At 39.8% G+C, this 15,501-nt stretch carries 14 protein-coding genes; 9 read left to right on the top strand and 5 right to left on the bottom strand.

The window, feature by feature from the left end; translation table 11 throughout:
- Nucleotides 1-6 precede the first annotated feature (6 nt).
- Entirely contained in the window at nucleotides 7-963 is a 957-nt protein-coding gene (msrA, locus tag NST02_RS02860; RefSeq protein WP_340947933.1) for a peptide-methionine (S)-S-oxide reductase MsrA, read from the top strand.
- Nucleotides 964-1,019: 56 nt separating this feature from the next.
- On the opposite strand, the gene NST02_RS02865 is transcribed toward msrA, so the two are convergent.
- The 5 genes from NST02_RS02865 to fbpA all read right to left on the bottom strand — a co-directional run bounded on the left by NST02_RS02865 (nucleotide 1,020) and on the right by fbpA (nucleotide 6,626).
- Nucleotides 1,020-3,140, bottom strand: a complete 2,121-nt coding sequence (locus NST02_RS02865; protein ID WP_137743798.1) for an MMPL family transporter — start codon at nucleotides 3,138-3,140, stop codon at nucleotides 1,020-1,022.
- Nucleotides 3,141-3,377: 237 nt separating this feature from the next.
- Nucleotides 3,378-3,953: a TetR/AcrR family transcriptional regulator gene (locus NST02_RS02870; RefSeq protein ID WP_095312432.1), complete on the bottom strand. Its 576-nt coding sequence runs from the start codon at nucleotides 3,951-3,953 to the stop codon at nucleotides 3,378-3,380.
- Nucleotides 3,954-4,209: 256 nt separating this feature from the next.
- On the bottom strand, nucleotides 4,210-5,385 hold the full coding sequence (locus NST02_RS02875) for an MFS transporter (protein ID WP_095312561.1): 1,176 nt from the start codon (nucleotides 5,383-5,385) through the stop codon (nucleotides 4,210-4,212).
- Between the two features lie 925 nt (nucleotides 5,386-6,310).
- Nucleotides 6,311-6,463 carry a hypothetical protein gene (locus tag NST02_RS02880; RefSeq protein ID WP_170211296.1) on the bottom strand — a complete coding sequence of 51 codons (153 nt, stop codon included), beginning with the start codon at nucleotides 6,461-6,463 and terminating at the stop codon, nucleotides 6,311-6,313.
- A complete protein-coding gene (gene fbpA, locus NST02_RS02885; protein ID WP_137743799.1) occupies nucleotides 6,453-6,626 on the bottom strand; it encodes a Fur-regulated basic protein FbpA in 174 nt (57 codons plus the stop codon). Before fbpA ends, NST02_RS02880 begins: the two co-directional genes overlap by 11 nt.
- Nucleotides 6,627-6,869: 243 nt before the next feature.
- Between fbpA and NST02_RS02890 the strand changes: the two genes are divergently transcribed.
- The 8 genes from NST02_RS02890 (at nucleotide 6,870) to NST02_RS02925 (ending at nucleotide 15,495) form a co-directional block, all read left to right on the top strand.
- On the top strand, nucleotides 6,870-7,199 hold the full coding sequence (locus NST02_RS02890) for a MerR family transcriptional regulator (RefSeq protein ID WP_095312435.1): 330 nt from the start codon (nucleotides 6,870-6,872) through the stop codon (nucleotides 7,197-7,199).
- A gap of 405 nt (nucleotides 7,200-7,604) precedes the next feature.
- A complete protein-coding gene (locus NST02_RS02895; RefSeq protein WP_137743800.1) occupies nucleotides 7,605-9,326 on the top strand; it encodes an ABC transporter ATP-binding protein in 1,722 nt (573 codons plus the stop codon).
- Nucleotides 9,327-9,339: 13 nt separating this feature from the next.
- Entirely contained in the window at nucleotides 9,340-11,073 is a 1,734-nt protein-coding gene (locus NST02_RS02900) for an ABC transporter ATP-binding protein (protein WP_137743820.1), read from the top strand.
- A gap of 65 nt (nucleotides 11,074-11,138) precedes the next feature.
- A complete protein-coding gene (locus NST02_RS02905) occupies nucleotides 11,139-12,035 on the top strand; it encodes an NAD(P)/FAD-dependent oxidoreductase (RefSeq protein ID WP_095312443.1) in 897 nt (298 codons plus the stop codon).
- Nucleotides 12,036-12,073: 38 nt separating this feature from the next.
- Nucleotides 12,074-12,553, top strand: a complete 480-nt coding sequence (gene ybaK, locus NST02_RS02910; protein ID WP_095312564.1) for a Cys-tRNA(Pro) deacylase — start codon at nucleotides 12,074-12,076, stop codon at nucleotides 12,551-12,553.
- 77 nt (nucleotides 12,554-12,630) lie between these two features.
- Nucleotides 12,631-13,722, top strand: coding sequence for a PRK06851 family protein (locus tag NST02_RS02915; protein WP_340947940.1), 1,092 nt, complete (start codon nucleotides 12,631-12,633; stop codon nucleotides 13,720-13,722).
- A gap of 158 nt (nucleotides 13,723-13,880) precedes the next feature.
- Entirely contained in the window at nucleotides 13,881-14,684 is an 804-nt protein-coding gene (locus tag NST02_RS02920) for an ABC transporter permease (RefSeq protein ID WP_095312567.1), read from the top strand.
- Nucleotides 14,685-14,688: 4 nt separating this feature from the next.
- Nucleotides 14,689-15,495, top strand: a complete 807-nt coding sequence (locus NST02_RS02925; RefSeq protein ID WP_095312449.1) for an ABC transporter permease — start codon at nucleotides 14,689-14,691, stop codon at nucleotides 15,493-15,495.
- Nucleotides 15,496-15,501: the final 6 nt, after the last annotated feature.

Consider the following 15,501-nt stretch of genomic DNA (forward strand, 5'->3'; position numbering starts at 1 on the left):
ATGGGTATGATGGAACATTGGGAAAAGGCAACTTTTGCAGGGGGCTGTTTTTGGTGTATGGTTTCTCCGTTTGACGAGCACCCAGGAATTAAAGACGTGATCTCAGGCTACACAGGCGGCCATAAAGAGAATCCAACCTATGAGGAAGTGTGCTCTGAAACGACAGGACATTATGAAGCTGTCCAAATTACCTTCGATTCGACGGTAATGCCTTATGAAAAATTACTAGAGATTTATTGGCAACAAATCGATCCAACCGATGAAGGAGGTCAATTTAACGATCGTGGCTCTTCTTATCGTACTGCGATATTTTACCATCATGAAAAACAGAGAATTGCTGCGGAGAAATCGAAGGAAAAGCTTGAAGCTAGCGGACGTTTTTCCAAACCTATCGTCACGGCTATTTTACCAGCAAGTCCTTTTTATCAAGCAGAAGAGAAGCATCAAGGTTATTATAAAAAGAATCCATTTTATTATAATTTATATAAAGAGGGTTCTGGGCGTGGGCAATTTATTCGTGAAAATTGGAAGAAGGGTCCGTCAGCTGAAGAGCTCCGCAAGCTCTTAACCCCGATTCAGTATGAAGTGACGAGAAACAATGGGACAGAGCCCCCGTTTCAAAATGAATATTGGGATTTGGAAGAGGATGGAATCTATGTTGATATTATTTCGGGAGAACCTTTATTTAGTTCCCTTGACAAATATGATGCAGGCTGCGGCTGGCCCAGCTTTACGAAGCCAATCCGTCGCGTGGAATTGGAAGAAAAGTTTGATACATCCCATGGTTTGAGGAGAATTGAAGTCCGCTCGAAAACTTCCGATTCCCATCTCGGTCATGTCTTTGATGATGGCCCAGGGCCTGACCGAGCGAGGTATTGCATAAACTCAGCCGCATTGAAATTTATTCCGAAAGATAGGCTTTTCGAAGAAGGATACGGCCAATATATTAAGCTTTTTGAGTAAAACTAGGTAGTAATAACAAGGTCAACTAGAAAACGGAGGTTGACCTTGTTTATTGTTCAAAATTCAGATGGTCTGCTTTTCGCTTTATCCTTCTCCAACAATACGATTAATCCAGGTAATAATATCCCGCGAATCAAGAACGTATCCAATAAGATGCCGACAGCAACGATGAAGCCAAAAACAAATAGAAGTTCAATTGGTTGGGTCATTAAGACGGCAAAAGTTGCCGCAAGGATTAACCCGGCTGATGAAATGACCCCACCTGTGTTGGCTACCGCAATTTTTACAGCTTCTCGAACGGAATGCTTCTTTCGTTCTTCTTGGAACCTTGATACAAGAATGATATTATAGTCAATCCCTAATGCAACTAAAAAGACAAATGAATAAAGCGGGACGCGATCGCTGATTGAACTGATATCAAACAATAGGTTGCTCAAAAATGTTCCGAGTCCTAAAGCGGCAAGGAAGGAAATCAAAATAGTGCCCATCATATAAAGCGGCATTTTCACTGATTTTGTTAAGAAGATGAGCATGACAAAGATAAGAATGGTTTCCAACAAAACAATGAGGATGACATCGCGATCATTGATTTTTCTGTCATCAACTTTTGCCGCAGTCTCACCAGCAAAATAAAGCTTCCCTGTTAATTGGCTGTCAGAGATGAATTCGTTGCTTTTCTCGATCATTTTTTCCAAAGTGTTCATCGTCTTGATCGCATAGGGGTTTCCTTCAAATGTCAGGTTATAATGAACGGCCGTCTTGTCGTCTGTTATCCCATTGACTCGGATATTGCTGACAAGCTCTTGCTCCGCCAGTATGTTTTTTAATACATCTATTTGTTCGGTTGTTAATGGGCTCGTTGATTCAAATAAAACAGCTGTTGGTGCAAGCTCCCCTTTTTCGAACTTATCTTCTAGAATTTCGTAGCCCTGACGCGAAGGCATATCGTCTGGGAATGATTTCATTGTGTCGAATTCATATTTTAAGTTGAACATATTACTGGCGGAGATAAGAAGAATGAGACTAATAGCTGCCACAGAGAGCTTTGGCTTATTTGTCACAATTTGGCTGACTTTTCCCCAAAAAGAGTGTGAGTGAGTGTTTGTTTCACCCACTTTAGGGATTTTAGGCCAAAATGATTTTCTGCCAAATAACGTAAATAAAGCTGGGATTAACGTTATCGATGCAATCATGATAATGACCATGGTTGTAGCAAAGGTTGGGGCAAAGTTACGATAGTCCCCTGATTGTGCAAAAAATAACACAAGCATGGCGGCAAGTACGGTTCCACCCGAGAAGAACACGGGCATACCTGTTTCTTTCATGGCTGCCTGCATGGCGTCATATTTGTTGTTATAGGTTTTCAATTCCTCGCGGTAACGAGAGAAGACAAATAAAGAATAATCAATTACTGCGGCAAACAAAAGAATCGACATAATCGAGATCGTTTGACTGCTAATGTCGAGTCCGCCTTTGCCCATGATTCCAAGCGACTGTATCACAATTTGATAGACAAACACGGCTCCGAGTAATGGGATTAAGGCTAATAAAGGTGAACGATAGATAACGATTAATAAAACTAAAATGATTCCGATTGTTGAAAAGATCAGAACTAAATCAGCACGGGAAAATAAATCAAGGGTATCAGCTGCAATTCCGGCTGGTCCTGTTACATAAAGAGTAAGCTCAGATGAATCCTTTACGATTTGATTAATATGTGCAATCGACTTTTGCATTTCTTTTGTCTCTAAAGAAGAATCAAAGGTCAGAGGAATTAAGGCAGTTGTTTTATCCTCTGAAAAAAATTCAGCCGTTGCTTGAGGAGGCAGAGCTGATAACGGTACAATCTGTTGGAGCCCGGGAATTTGTTCGTTTCCAATCATGTCTAATAAGTTAGTCAGGTCTGAAAGGTTTACATTCTCGCTTTTGTTTTTTGACTGGAAAACGAAAATGGCGGGTACTCCTTCACCATTTTTAAAATACTGTGTTATTTTCTCTTGGGCGACAACGGAATTTGCGTCATCAGGAAGAGTATCTATGTTTGAGACTTGATGATCATGTACGCTCGGTGCAAATAAAGTCAAGGCAATCGTAGCGATGAGCCAAAGGGTTAAGGTGATCCACATACCTTTTTTCGTTGTAACGCGATTGGTGACGGCCTGTATGAATGTTTTCATTGTTTTCTTCCTTTCTAAAATGTTTTGTTAAACCGTATTGTTGATCAACATTTTTGAGCTCATTTCGTGTGAAATTTTGGTTTCCCATATCTTAAAGCACAGTTTAAAGGTCCAGAGAGAAAATGAGCAAAAACCGACATATAAGAAAGCCTTCTTGTCTAAAGTAACACAAGTGTCACTTTAGGTAAATTGATAGTAACACTTGTGTTACTTATCATTATCTTTAAAGTTTGTCAATTAATGATGATTTAATATTCCATGACAAAGGATCTCTTTTATGGATTGAACCCATTTTGATTGAGGGATTTCAAAATGATTAGGGATCATAATGGACTGGAAGATAAATCCTAGAATCAATGTATCGGGTACCGACGGATTCAGCTTTTTTTCCTGTCTTCCGAGATCGATAAATTTTTGGAGTTGCTGATACATCTTAAGGCGAAGGTCCTCCAACTTGAAGAAATCTTCTTTCATTTTTAGATTCTCATGAATTGGAAGACGTTGTCCAATTTCGATTAATCTTGGAACAGCAGGATTTTTAAAAATAAGCTCTAATAAAAACGTTAATTTTTCGTCAAAAGATGGAAATTGCTCAACATCTTTTAAGTCTGTCAGAAAAATTTTCATTTCGTGTCGCATAAAGTGGACGATGAGTTCCTCGCGATTATCAAAGTATTTATAAATGGCTCCTCTTGAAATATTCAATTTTTCCGCTAAAAGGCCAAAATTAAAGCCATCATAGCCCTGCTCAAGCAAAATTTGTTTTGTGGCATGGTATAAATCTTCTGTGGAGAATTTGCGGTCGCGTGCCATTGGGTCACCCCCTAGCCATTATTATAATGCAAGAGTCGAAGTCTAACAAACTTCAGTTATCAGTAAAGTACTAATACTGTAGGTTTCCCATTATTGAAAGAAAGGACATTAGAAGGGCACTAAATTTTGAATAAAAAGAATAAGGGTTGGAACTAACCATAAAATCAACAGATTTACCGACGAAAAGGCGTGGAAGATACTTAAAAAGCTATGTGAAAAAGTCGTTCTAAACGGTTCCTCCCATAGCTTTTTTTGATTATCCCTGTTCTTCCATAATGATGCTCTTTTGCTTGCTTGTGTAGACGAAAAACATAAAGAGCGCGACAACAGATAAACCAATGCCGATCACAAAGGGAAGTCCGATGGAGATCGAAAAGAGCCACCCACCTAAAGGTGGACCAATGATTCTGCCAAGAGAATCAAAAGAGGAAAGCATCCCGGTTGTACTTCCGTGACCAGTGCCTGATTTCTTCGTAAGCAGTGAAGATACTCCAGGTCGGATTAACCCATTCCCGATACCGAAAATGGTCAAATAAAGAGCGGACGTCCAAAATGAATTGGATAGGAGAATAAGGCCAAAGCCAATTCCAGAAATGATAATTCCGAGTTGGATGACGAATCCTTCTCCGAATTTTTTCGTCATCCTTCCAATTAACCCACCTTGGACAAATGCTTGAGCAAGTCCCATAATCATGAAAATATAGCCAAGCTTTACGGCATCTAAGTCAGCTTTTTGTGCTGCGAAATAGGCAAAAGTTGCTTCTAATCCTGCAAGTGAAATAGAGACAAAAAGTTGTAAATAGAAGAGCGTGGAAACAGGGCTTTTAATCGCTTCTTTCCATGGAGCTTTTCGCTTTGAGTTCATCCTGCGATTCTCAATAAGCAGTGATTCTTTCAAGACAAAGATGACTAAAAAGAAAGTAAAGAGCGAAGAGGCACCAGCAATAAAGAATGGGAGACTTAAGGCAATTTCAGAAAAGATGCCGCCGATAGCCGGTCCAAAAATGAACCCAAGCCCAGTAGCTGCGCCGATGATTCCCATTCCTTTTCCTCTATCCTCTTCAGTTGTAATATCCGCTACATACGCCATGACAGTTGGCATATTAGCTGAAGATAGAAAACCGCCGAGGATTCTAGCCAAGAAAAGCATCCAAAGCTGTTCGGAAATAGCCATTAGAAAAAAAGAAATGGACAAACCTAATATGCCAATCATGATGACTGGTTTACGACCGATACGATCGGAGAGACGCCCCCACATCGGTGCAAATAGAAGCTGCATAATGGAGTAGACAGCCATCAATAAACCTAGTTCAGTGGGCGAGGCCCCGATATTCTCCGCATAAAAAGGTAGCACGGGAATAATAATGCCAAATCCGACCATGACAAGGAACATAACGATAAATAAAATAGGCAATGATTTTTTTGATTCCAAATTCATTTTCACTCCGAGCTTTCTGTTTTCAACTGAACGTTGTTCGTGGCAGTAATGTTAAATAAACAATCCTACAAACATAAATTATACCATTGTAAAGGTGAAAAAAAAAAATTCAATTGTGAACACTTTTAGGTGCAGAAAAAAATAGAAACTAGTTTGAGCAAGATGGTATCTTGAATTCAGTATTATAGAAGGCTAATAAGGTTCTCTTTAGTATGAAGGCGGTACTCGAAAAACTCTTGGATCAATTGCAAAAATACTCATTTCAGCAAAACCGATTTTAGTTTGCCTGCAAGTGTTACCTTTTTTCTTTGCCTTGTCCGCATCTTATATATTCGACCAAAAAAAGGGAGGGAAGTGTGCGTAAATATGAGCATAACTTGCTATCTCTTCCCACATGGGAAGAGATTATCCTATACCATAGCGAAGGTAGGAAATCGACAGTATATTTTCAATTGGTCCTTTATTGGCAAAAAGTAAAAATAATCGAAAATCAAACAAACCATATTTGGGGACTATGTAGGAGAAGTTGAACACTCCCGTCACATAAAGAGATAGAAGAAATAAATATGTGTCGTAAAGCATCAGTTGAAAGAGATTTCGGCTGATACAAAAGAAAAGCGTGGGATGGGAAGTGCAAAAATTAAATAAATGGACAAGATCGGTAACTTGCTTAAAAGAATGCAGCTGGTTGACTGGAGCGGACTCCCCGTGGGAATAGCGTACCCCGAGAGCCCTCAGGAGCACCAGCGACGAGGAGGCTTTGAGAACAATCCTCGGAAAGCAAGCGTCTGGAGCGGAAATCTATGAAGTTATGGCAGTTCCTAAATGACAAAAGTCAACAAAAGGTTTCTCGATGCCTTTTGTTGACAAGCTGGAATTATCATAAAAACTGTCTTTTCCTAATTAACATTTGTTTATTTCACACCACCTTTTGACTGTTCTGCACTTTGCGAAGCAGTTCATCAGCACGTGCTCCTGCAGCCTCGGCAAAGTTCTCATAAATTTGATCCCGTAATATATCTAATTCAACAATTTTTTTAGCTAAATCAATGACATCTTCTTTATTGGCCATTTTTGGTTACTCCCTTCTTTTTATTGACTAGCTTTTTATATTCAACTTCAAGCTCTGTTAATGTTAATAATTGAAGATCCTCTTGCCTGAAGGCTCCGATTCTTGTTAACACAGATATAACATACTCTCTTCTCTTACGTACCGCATTTCTCAGTACTGGCATGAGCGCTCACCCTTCATTATATTTTTCCGTTGGTTTTCTCAATGACCTCTTTTTCATCCTCTTTTTTAACTATTTTCTTTCTGTATAGAGACATTGTATGAAGATTCGCGTATTAAATCACTTGTTTTGTTAAAAAATCTTACAGAGTTTTTATTTTTATGTAAGAAAATCTTACATAATACTAAAGGTTTTTCGAAAGCCGGTATATAATTGAAATAAACAAAAAAATCGAGGGGTGAAGGGATGAGGGAAGACCCTTTATATAAGAATAGGAAGGTTATTACAATCGGTGTTGTTAGTGAGTTGACGGGTTTATCGGAAAGGCAAATCAGATATTATGAAGAAAGAAAGCTTATCTTTCCAGAAAGAACTGAACGAGGGAATCGCAAGTATTCTTTTTCGGACGTGGAACGATTAATTGATATTGCCAACAAGAGGGATGAAGGTGTACGAACTTATGAAATTAGGCAGGAGATGCTGAAAAATAAGAAAAAGGAGGATGCAAAAATTCGTAACCAAATGCTGCGAGGGCAAATTAATGCTAGATTTGGAATTCAGAAAGGAAAAAATTAGTTAGGTGGTGAATGAGTTTCCGGTGGCTTTTAAAAAGATACTGAGGCGAGAGAGAAAAGGGTGCGTAGCCGGTATGTGAATTTTCTTTACATCAAGAGAGTCGTTTAATTTTTTCAGGATATTTTAAATAGGGTTACAGGTGAATGGTTGCTTAATAGCAAGAATTTTAAACGCTGCCGTACATCTATCGCTGTAAATGCAATTTTCCGTTTTGTGATTTGAGGTATGGGCTTCTCTTTTGCTTATCTCTTTATAAAGGGAGAGCTCTTTTTTGTTTTCATAAAAATTTAGGGAATCGAATGGTATCGAAAATAATGAATTTTTGGTAAAATTGGTAAATCGAAGATGCTAGCGGATTCCTTTTATAGGGTTTCTTTTACAGCGAGAATGTACGGGGGAAGACAGATGAAGTTATTGTTTAAATTTATTCAACCATATAAATTAGCGATGTTGATTGCCCTTTTTTTTACTATCCTGGAGCTTGCGGTAGAATTGTACCAGCCAGTTATTATGGCCATTATCATTGATGATGGAATTGTCGCTGGGGACCTCAGCATCGTCTATTTATGGGGAAGTGTGTTGCTTGGTACCTCTTTGCTAGCCTTTATTGGCGGAATCATTAATTCTTTTTATGCGGCGCAGGTCAGTCAAGGAGTGGGATATGGTATACGTAAGGAGCTTTTTCAAAAGGTGCAGGAATTTGCGTTTCAGCAATTTCAAAAATTCCCAACGTCTTCATTGATTACAAGATTAACGAATGATGTTACGCAAATTCAAAACTTTATTTTTATGGGTCTAAGAATTGCGCTGAGAGCTCCTTTGTTTATCATCGGCGGAATCATTATGGCTTATATGGTGAATGTAAAGCTTGCTCATATTTTGCTAATAACTGTACCGGTTTTGTTGTTGATTACGCTTTGGTTGTTGAAAAAGGGTGTTGTGCTATTTCAACGTGTTCAAAGGAAACTAGATTCATTGAATCGTGTCATTCGTGAGAATTTATTAGGGATTCGTCTAGTAAAAGCGTTTACTAGAGAAACATATGAAGAGAAGCGCTTCAAGGAAGTGAATTCCTCTTTAATGGGGGACAATAAAAAAGCATTGCGGATAATGGAGCTAACGATGCCGATTTTGATGCTGGGAATGAATGGGGCGATGCTTCTCATGCTCTGGCTTGGTCATAAGGAGCTGGGGATTGGTACTGCACAAGCAGGGGAAATAGTTGCCATTATTAATTATGCTACACGAATTATGTTTTCCTTTACGGTATTTTCCTTTTTAATGATGAATTATTCTCGGGCGAAAGCTTCCTCGTCAAGGATTACGGATGTTCTTGAGGAAGAAACAGAGGAAGGGAAGCATCAGTCTGCTGTTTGTGAAAAGATCGCCGGCGAGATTGACTTTGATAACGTCTCTTTTCGCTATGGAGATGACTTGGTGTTAAAGGGGCTTTCTTTTTCCGTCAAAGCTGGAGAAACAATTGGAATTCTCGGCGAAACAGGATCTGGGAAATCGTCGCTGTTTCAGTTGATTCCAAGATTATATGAGGTAACATCAGGAAGAATTTATATAGATCAAAAAAATATAAAATTGCGGAATGTGGAAAATCTTCGTCAACAAATTGGTTTAGTTCCGCAAGAAGCCCATTTGTTTTCCGGAACGATCAAGGAGAATATTCTGTGGGGAAAAGAGGATGCTAGTTTAGAAGAAGTGATGGAGGCAGCGAAACAGGCGGAAATTCACGAATTTATTATGAAGTTGCCAGATGGTTATGATACTCTTATCGGTCAGCGAGGAGTTAATTTTTCCGGTGGGCAGAAACAGAGGCTTTCGATCGCGAGAGCCCTTGTTAGAAAACCTAGCATATTGTTGTTAGATGATAGTACAAGCGCGTTGGATGCGCGCACGGAAGCGAGCATTCTTAGTACGTTAAAAAAACAGTCCTGTACTATTCTGCTTATAGCTCAAAAAGTTAGTTCCGTAAAGGAAGCGGATTCGATTCTTCTTATTCATGAAGGTGAGCTTGTGGCAAAGGGAAGCCATCACGATCTTTTAAGAGAAAACAGCTATTATCAAAAGATTTATTCATCACAGTCAGAGGGAAAGGAGGCTGGTTGTGTTGGGTAAAAAAGCTCATAATATGAACGGTACTTTACGAAGAATGTGGCGTTATTTTGCAAAGGAAAAGGGTCTCTTTCTTCTTGTTTTGACAATGATAATGATTAGTTCTGTTCTTTCCTTAGCAGGTCCTTATTTAATGGGACTTGCTGTAGATGGTGTTCTCGCGGGTTGGACTGGAAGTGAGTTGCTGCATATGCTCATCTGGCTAATGCTTGTCTATCTCCTTCAGTCTGTTGCTGTCTTTTTCCAAAACTATTGGATGATTGGCATAGCTCAAAATGTCGTTTTCTTTATGAGAAATCAATTATTTGCCCATCTCCAAAGACTGCCGCTTTCTTTCTTTCAAAAGCGTCAGCATGGAGAATTGATGAGCCGCTTAACAAATGATATGGAGAATGTCAGCAGAACGCTTAACGGTGCTGTTATTCAAGTAGTGACAAGTACATTAACGTTAATGGGAACGATCGTAATGATGCTATGGCTAAGTCCGTTATTAACGGTGTTAACTTTGCTGATTGTCCCGGTGTTATTTGCTGGAATGAAATGGATTACAAAACGAACAGGGAGATATTTCAAGGCTCAGCAAAGAAATATTGGAGATATGAACGGTTTTATTGAAGAAACGATCTCTGGTCAAAAAATAATAAAGATGTATTCTCAGGAGAGAAGGGTCATTGCTGAATTTGAGAGCAAAAATGAGGCTCTTCGAATGTCCAGCTATTGGGCGCAAGCTTATTCGGGCTTCATCCCAAAGCTGATGAACATGCTAAATAATATCAGCTTTACGATCATTGTTGGAATCGGAGGGATTTTAGCGCTAAAAGGGGCGGTTTCGATCGGGGTGATCGTCACTTTTACGACGTACTCGAGACAATTTACTCGCCCTTTAAACGATTTGGCGAATCAATTTAATATGATTCTTTCTGCTGTTGCGGGAGCGGAACGGGTTTTTCAAATTATGGATGAAGAGAGTGAAGAAAAAAATGAACAACGGGCAAAATCAATTTCTACTTTAACAGGAGATATCGTTTTTGATCAGGTCTCTTTTTCCTATGAGAATGAAGTAGCCACACTGAATAGCGTTTCATTCCATGTTTATCCAGGGCAAATGGTGGCCCTCGTTGGTCCAACTGGTGCAGGGAAAACAACCGTTCTTTCTTTATTGTCTCGTTTTTATGATGCTGATGAAGGAACGATATATGTCGATGGCACGGACATTAAAAATATCACAAGAAAAAGTTTGCGAAGACATATGGCTTTCGTTCTTCAGGATTCTGTCCTGTTTCGGACAACTGTGAGAGAGAATATCCGTTATGGGAAGCTTGATGCAACGGATGAGGAGGTAGAAGAGGCAGCGAAGCAGGCCAATGCCCATGATTTCATCATGAAGCTTTCGAAAGGTTATGATACGGTATTAACTTCAGAAGGAAGCGATTTAAGCCAGGGGCAAAAGCAGCTCCTTTCAATTGCAAGAGCGATGCTTGCCGACCCTCGTCTCCTTATTCTTGATGAAGCAACAAGCAGCATTGATACAATTACGGAAATGAAAATTTCAGAAGCCTTGAGCAAGCTTATGCGGGGAAGAACTACATTTGTCATTGCGCATCGCTTAAATACGATCCAACATGCCGATTTAATTCTTGTATTAAAAGCTGGCATGGTGATTGAAAAAGGAACAGATCAGGAGCTTATGAAGCAAAATGGCTTCTATGCTGATTTGGTGCAAACGCAGCGGCAAAAAGGAGTTATGTAGGTAGACATATTCAATCTTCTCTCGGGGAAGCTATAAAGTAACCTTGTCCGAAAGGAGATTTTTTCTTGAGATATGATTGTGTCATTATCGGTGGAGGAATTGCAGGCTTGCAGGCAGCGATACAATTGGGAAGATACCGGCATCATGTGCTGGTCATTGATGCTGGGGTTGGCCGTTCTACATTATGTAGAAGGTATCATAATCTATTAGGATACCCAGATGGCGTAAGCGGAGAGCATCTGCGTAAGGTCGGAAGGAAACAAGCTGAAGGGTTGGGAGTACAGTTTGTCCTTGGTAAAGTAGAGGCAGTGAGTAAGAAAGAAGAAGTTTTCGATATTCGAACTGAAAATGGCGATAGCTTCCTTGGAAAAAGGCTTTTGCTTGCCACTGGTGTGATGGATCGACTGCCACCCTTGCCTTCGTTAATTCCATGTCTTGGTTCAAGTGTTTACGTATGCCCGGATTGTGACGGCTATGAAATAAAGGATCAGATCGCGCTCGTGCTTGGTTCTGGAAATGTTGGCGCTAATATGGCCTTAACATTATCTTATTGGACGAAACAGTTAAGCTATATTAATCATGAACAAAGACCGGTAGAGGGTAAGCTTCTTCAAAAGCTTCAGGAGGAAGAAATTGATTATTATGCAAGCCCGATTGTGGAATGTTTGGTAGAGGGGGAGCAATTTCAAGGAGTTGTATTGCAAAATGGAGTTAAGCTGACAGCTAATCATGGGTTCATTGCTTTTGGAGCGAATGAAGTGAAATCTCAGCTAGCAAAGCAGCTTGGTGTAGAATTATTAGAGAACAAACATATTGTGGTTGATCCGCGTACGAAAATGAGCAATGTTAAACATGTATGGGCGGCTGGTGATGTTGTCGCACACTCCGAGCAAGTAACGATTGCGTTAGGGGAGGGCTCGCAGGCGGCAATATGGATTCATAAGTCGCTGTTGGAAGCTTGAGATGACAGAAGCAAATGGGAGAAAAGAAGGTTATAGCAGTGAAGGTAAATAAAACGAATGCCATGCGGATATTAGATAAGAAAAAAATTGCATATGAGCTTTTGACCTATGAGAACAAAGATGGGAAAATAGATGGCATTTCCGTTGCCGGAAAGATTGGCAAAGAGCCAGCAAGCGTTTTTAAAACATTGGTCGCCCAAGGAGCAAGCAAGGAAATCTATATCTTTATCATTCCTGTAGCAGAGGAACTTGATTTAAAAAAAGCTGCCAAGGCAACGGGAGAGAAAAGGGTTGAAATGATTGCCGTGAAGGATATTCAAAAATGGACAGGGTATATTAGAGGCGGCTGTTCGCCAGTAGGGATGAAAAAAACGTATCCAACCTTTATTCACGAAAGTGCGTCTACACTTGAAACGATCGTTGTGAGTGCTGGGAAAATTGGTATCCAGATGGAACTGAAAGCAAGTGATTTACAATTGATAACAGGGGCGAAGCTAGCTCCGCTCATTAAAGAATAAAGCTTTGAGATAGGCACTCACCCATTATTTTGCTTTTGCATATAAATATCCTGAAGAAATCAAAAGGATGTGTTTATGTGGCTGGGAAGATCAAACATTACTTCGCAGGTGGAAATACGGCTCGCGGATTTTTCAGCTTATTTGAGGAGTGCCTGGCAGGGCTAGAGAGAGTATTTATTTTAAAAGGTGGTCCAGGTACTGGAAAATCAACATTAATGAAAAACATTGGAGCTAAATGGCTAGAAAAGGGGTTTGATCTAGAATTTCTGCATTGTTCCTCTGATCCTCATTCAATTGATGGTGTAATCATTCGAGAGCTTAAAATAGGAGTTGTCGATGGAACGGCTCCCCACATCATTGAACCGAAAGTGCCGGGTGTCGTTGAAGAATACGTCAATCTTGGTGAGGCGTGGGATTCAGAAAGGCTAGCTTTAAAGAAAGAGAGAATCGTCGATCTCAACAGTAGGATTCAATTAGCTTTCCGTTCTGCTTATGAAACGTTTGAAGAAGCGTTAAAAATTCATGATGACTGGGAGAAAATTTATATTAGCAACATGGATTTTGAAAAGGCTAACAAACTAACTGACAAGCTGGCAGACTTATTTTTTAACGATGCGGCGTTAAATAAACACTCCGATGTGAAGCATCGTTTCCTAGGCGCAGCTACCCCTGAAGGAGCCGTGGATTTTGTTCCAAATCTGACTGAGGATATTGCCCGCCGTTTTTTTATAAAAGGGCGACCTGGTTCTGGGAAATCAACCATGTTAAAGAAATTAGCAGCGGAAGCAGAGTCAAAAGGCATTGATGTGGAGATTTATCATTGCGGTTTTGATCCACATAGTCTTGATATGTTAATTTTTCGCGAGCTTGGGATTGCCATCTTTGACAGTACGGCACCCCATGAATATTTCCCATCCCGTGAAGGGGATGAAATTATTGATTTATATGGGACGATAATCGAGATGGGAACAGATGAAATTTTTGCTGAAAAAATTAAGCATTATTCGCAAAGCTATCAAGAGAAGATGAAGCAGGCGATTTCTTATTTAGCTCAAGCTAAGGGATTAAGAGATGAACTGGAGAGCATTTATATAGCTGCTATGGACTTTGCGATCGTCGACACTTACAAAGACAGGATCAATGCGGAAATCATGAGGATTGTAAAATAAAGGTAATTCAATCAGCCTGAAGGTAACTGCCGTCTAATATTTTTGAGCTTTGTCTTCACTCTGGAATGGCTATCTCATGATGGATAGCCATTTTTTATATGAATATGTTAGAATATGAAATAGTCTTAAAAATCAAAATTATTTACGGGGTGCAGGGAATGAGCAGTTGGAGTATGTATTGGACATTTACAAAAAAGGCTTTTCTTCGCTCATCAGTTTATCGTTTTGAGGTTTGGTCACGGACAGGCTCCAATATTATATTTTTATTAATGTGGGGCTCGATTTGGACAGCTCTTTATGCGGGACGGGATGAGGCTGGTGGAGTCACCTTTACAGCGATGCTAACTTACATAGTGGTGAGTCAATTTTTAGATGGAGTGAATGAGGCTGGGACTCCGTTATGGGAGATTCAAGAAAAGGTAAGAACGGGAGATATTTCATTGGAATTAATGAGGCCGTTTGATGTGCCATTAAGGTATTTATTTGCCGATTTTGGTAGTGTCGCCTTTTATATGATCACCGCGTTATTGCCATTATATCTTGTCATTTTTTACTTTTTAGACTTAGCTTTGCCGACCAATTGGCTGACTTGGGTCTACTTTATCATTTCTGCATGTATCGGCTTTTTAATTCGCTACTGTGTAGAAATGACATTCGGATTGTTAACCTTTTTTCTAGTGGAAACAGGAGGAATAGAAGATATCTTTTATTTTGCGATGTCCTTGCTTTCTGGTTCAGTTATTCCTCTTTGGTTTTTCCCAAGCTGGCTGGAAACAATCGCTGTTTATTTGCCCTTCCAAGCCATTTTCTTTATGCCGATTTCGATTTTTATCGGGGAGACGACTGGGGGAGAGGTTTTCACCTCTTTAGGGCTTCAATTATTTTGGTTATTCGTATGTTACCTTGTTTTAAGAATGGTCTGGAATCGGGCATCCCATAAAGTGGTTGTTCAAGGAGGATAAAGAGATGACAATCGCAAAATATATAAAACTTTATTTTAAACTTGTCTCCGCGGGGATTAGAGCCCAGCTTCAGTATCGCTTTGCCTTCGTGATGCGGATCATCGGGATGATTACGGCCTATACAGGAACGGCTGTCACGATGTGGGTCATGCTCTATCAATTTCAAACATTAGGAGATTGGAACTTTTTTGAGATGCTTTTTTTATTCGCGTTGTCCATTCTCTCATGGGGATTTTGCATCATCCTTTTTTTTCATTTTCGCAGTCTTGATACATATATTTTGAATGGCACATTTGACCGCTTTCTTGTCCGACCGCTTAATCCATTCTTTCATTTTATGGCGATGAAATTTGATATTGCCTCATTCGGGCAGTTTCTGTTTAGTATCGTTGTGTTCGTGATTGTCAGCTTTCAGCTACAGCTTGAATGGACTTTGGGCAAGTTGCTTTTTTTACTCGGGGCGATCGTTGGCGGTGTGTTGATTCAAGGGGGACTCCTTGTCATCATTTCGGCATTTGCATTTTGGACGACGAAGTCGGAGCAATTTTATTGGGTTGCCATGTTTCCGGCGCGAAATTTAACCTATTATCCATTGGCCATATATCCAAAGTTTATCCAATGGATAACAGCATTTGTCATTCCGTTTGGCTTTGTAAATTACTTTCCGACAACGGTTATTTTAAATAAGGAAACTCCTTATTTCCCAGATTACATGGGCTATTTTTCCCCGCTTGTCGGTGTGCTGTTCTTTGGTCTTGCCTATTTTATTTGGATGTTAGGATTAAGCAGATATAAGAGTACTGGCTCATAGAAGGAC

The organism is Robertmurraya sp. FSL W8-0741 (assembly GCF_038004005.1).
Lineage (GTDB): Bacteria > Bacillota > Bacilli > Bacillales > Cytobacillaceae > Robertmurraya > Robertmurraya siralis.

What these genes read in the sequence shown, in the direction of transcription:
- msrA (WP_340947933.1), top strand. Translation starts at nt 7, where the DNA reads ATGATGGAACATTGGGAAAAGGCAACTTTTGCAGGGGGCTGTTTTTGG.
- NST02_RS02865 (WP_137743798.1), bottom strand. Translation starts at nt 3,140, where the DNA reads ATGAAAACATTCATACAGGCCGTCACCAATCGCGTTACAACGAAAAAA.
- NST02_RS02870 (WP_095312432.1), bottom strand. Translation starts at nt 3,953, where the DNA reads ATGGCACGCGACCGCAAATTCTCCACAGAAGATTTATACCATGCCACA.
- NST02_RS02880 (WP_170211296.1), bottom strand. Translation starts at nt 6,463, where the DNA reads ATGGCCAATAAAGAAGATGTCATTGATTTAGCTAAAAAAATTGTTGAA.
- fbpA (WP_137743799.1), bottom strand. Translation starts at nt 6,626, where the DNA reads ATGCCAGTACTGAGAAATGCGGTACGTAAGAGAAGAGAGTATGTTATA.
- NST02_RS02890 (WP_095312435.1), top strand. Translation starts at nt 6,870, where the DNA reads ATGAGGGAAGACCCTTTATATAAGAATAGGAAGGTTATTACAATCGGT.
- NST02_RS02895 (WP_137743800.1), top strand. Translation starts at nt 7,605, where the DNA reads ATGAAGTTATTGTTTAAATTTATTCAACCATATAAATTAGCGATGTTG.
- NST02_RS02900 (WP_137743820.1), top strand. Translation starts at nt 9,340, where the DNA reads ATGAACGGTACTTTACGAAGAATGTGGCGTTATTTTGCAAAGGAAAAG.
- NST02_RS02920 (WP_095312567.1), top strand. Translation starts at nt 13,881, where the DNA reads ATGAGCAGTTGGAGTATGTATTGGACATTTACAAAAAAGGCTTTTCTT.
- NST02_RS02925 (WP_095312449.1), top strand. Translation starts at nt 14,689, where the DNA reads ATGACAATCGCAAAATATATAAAACTTTATTTTAAACTTGTCTCCGCG.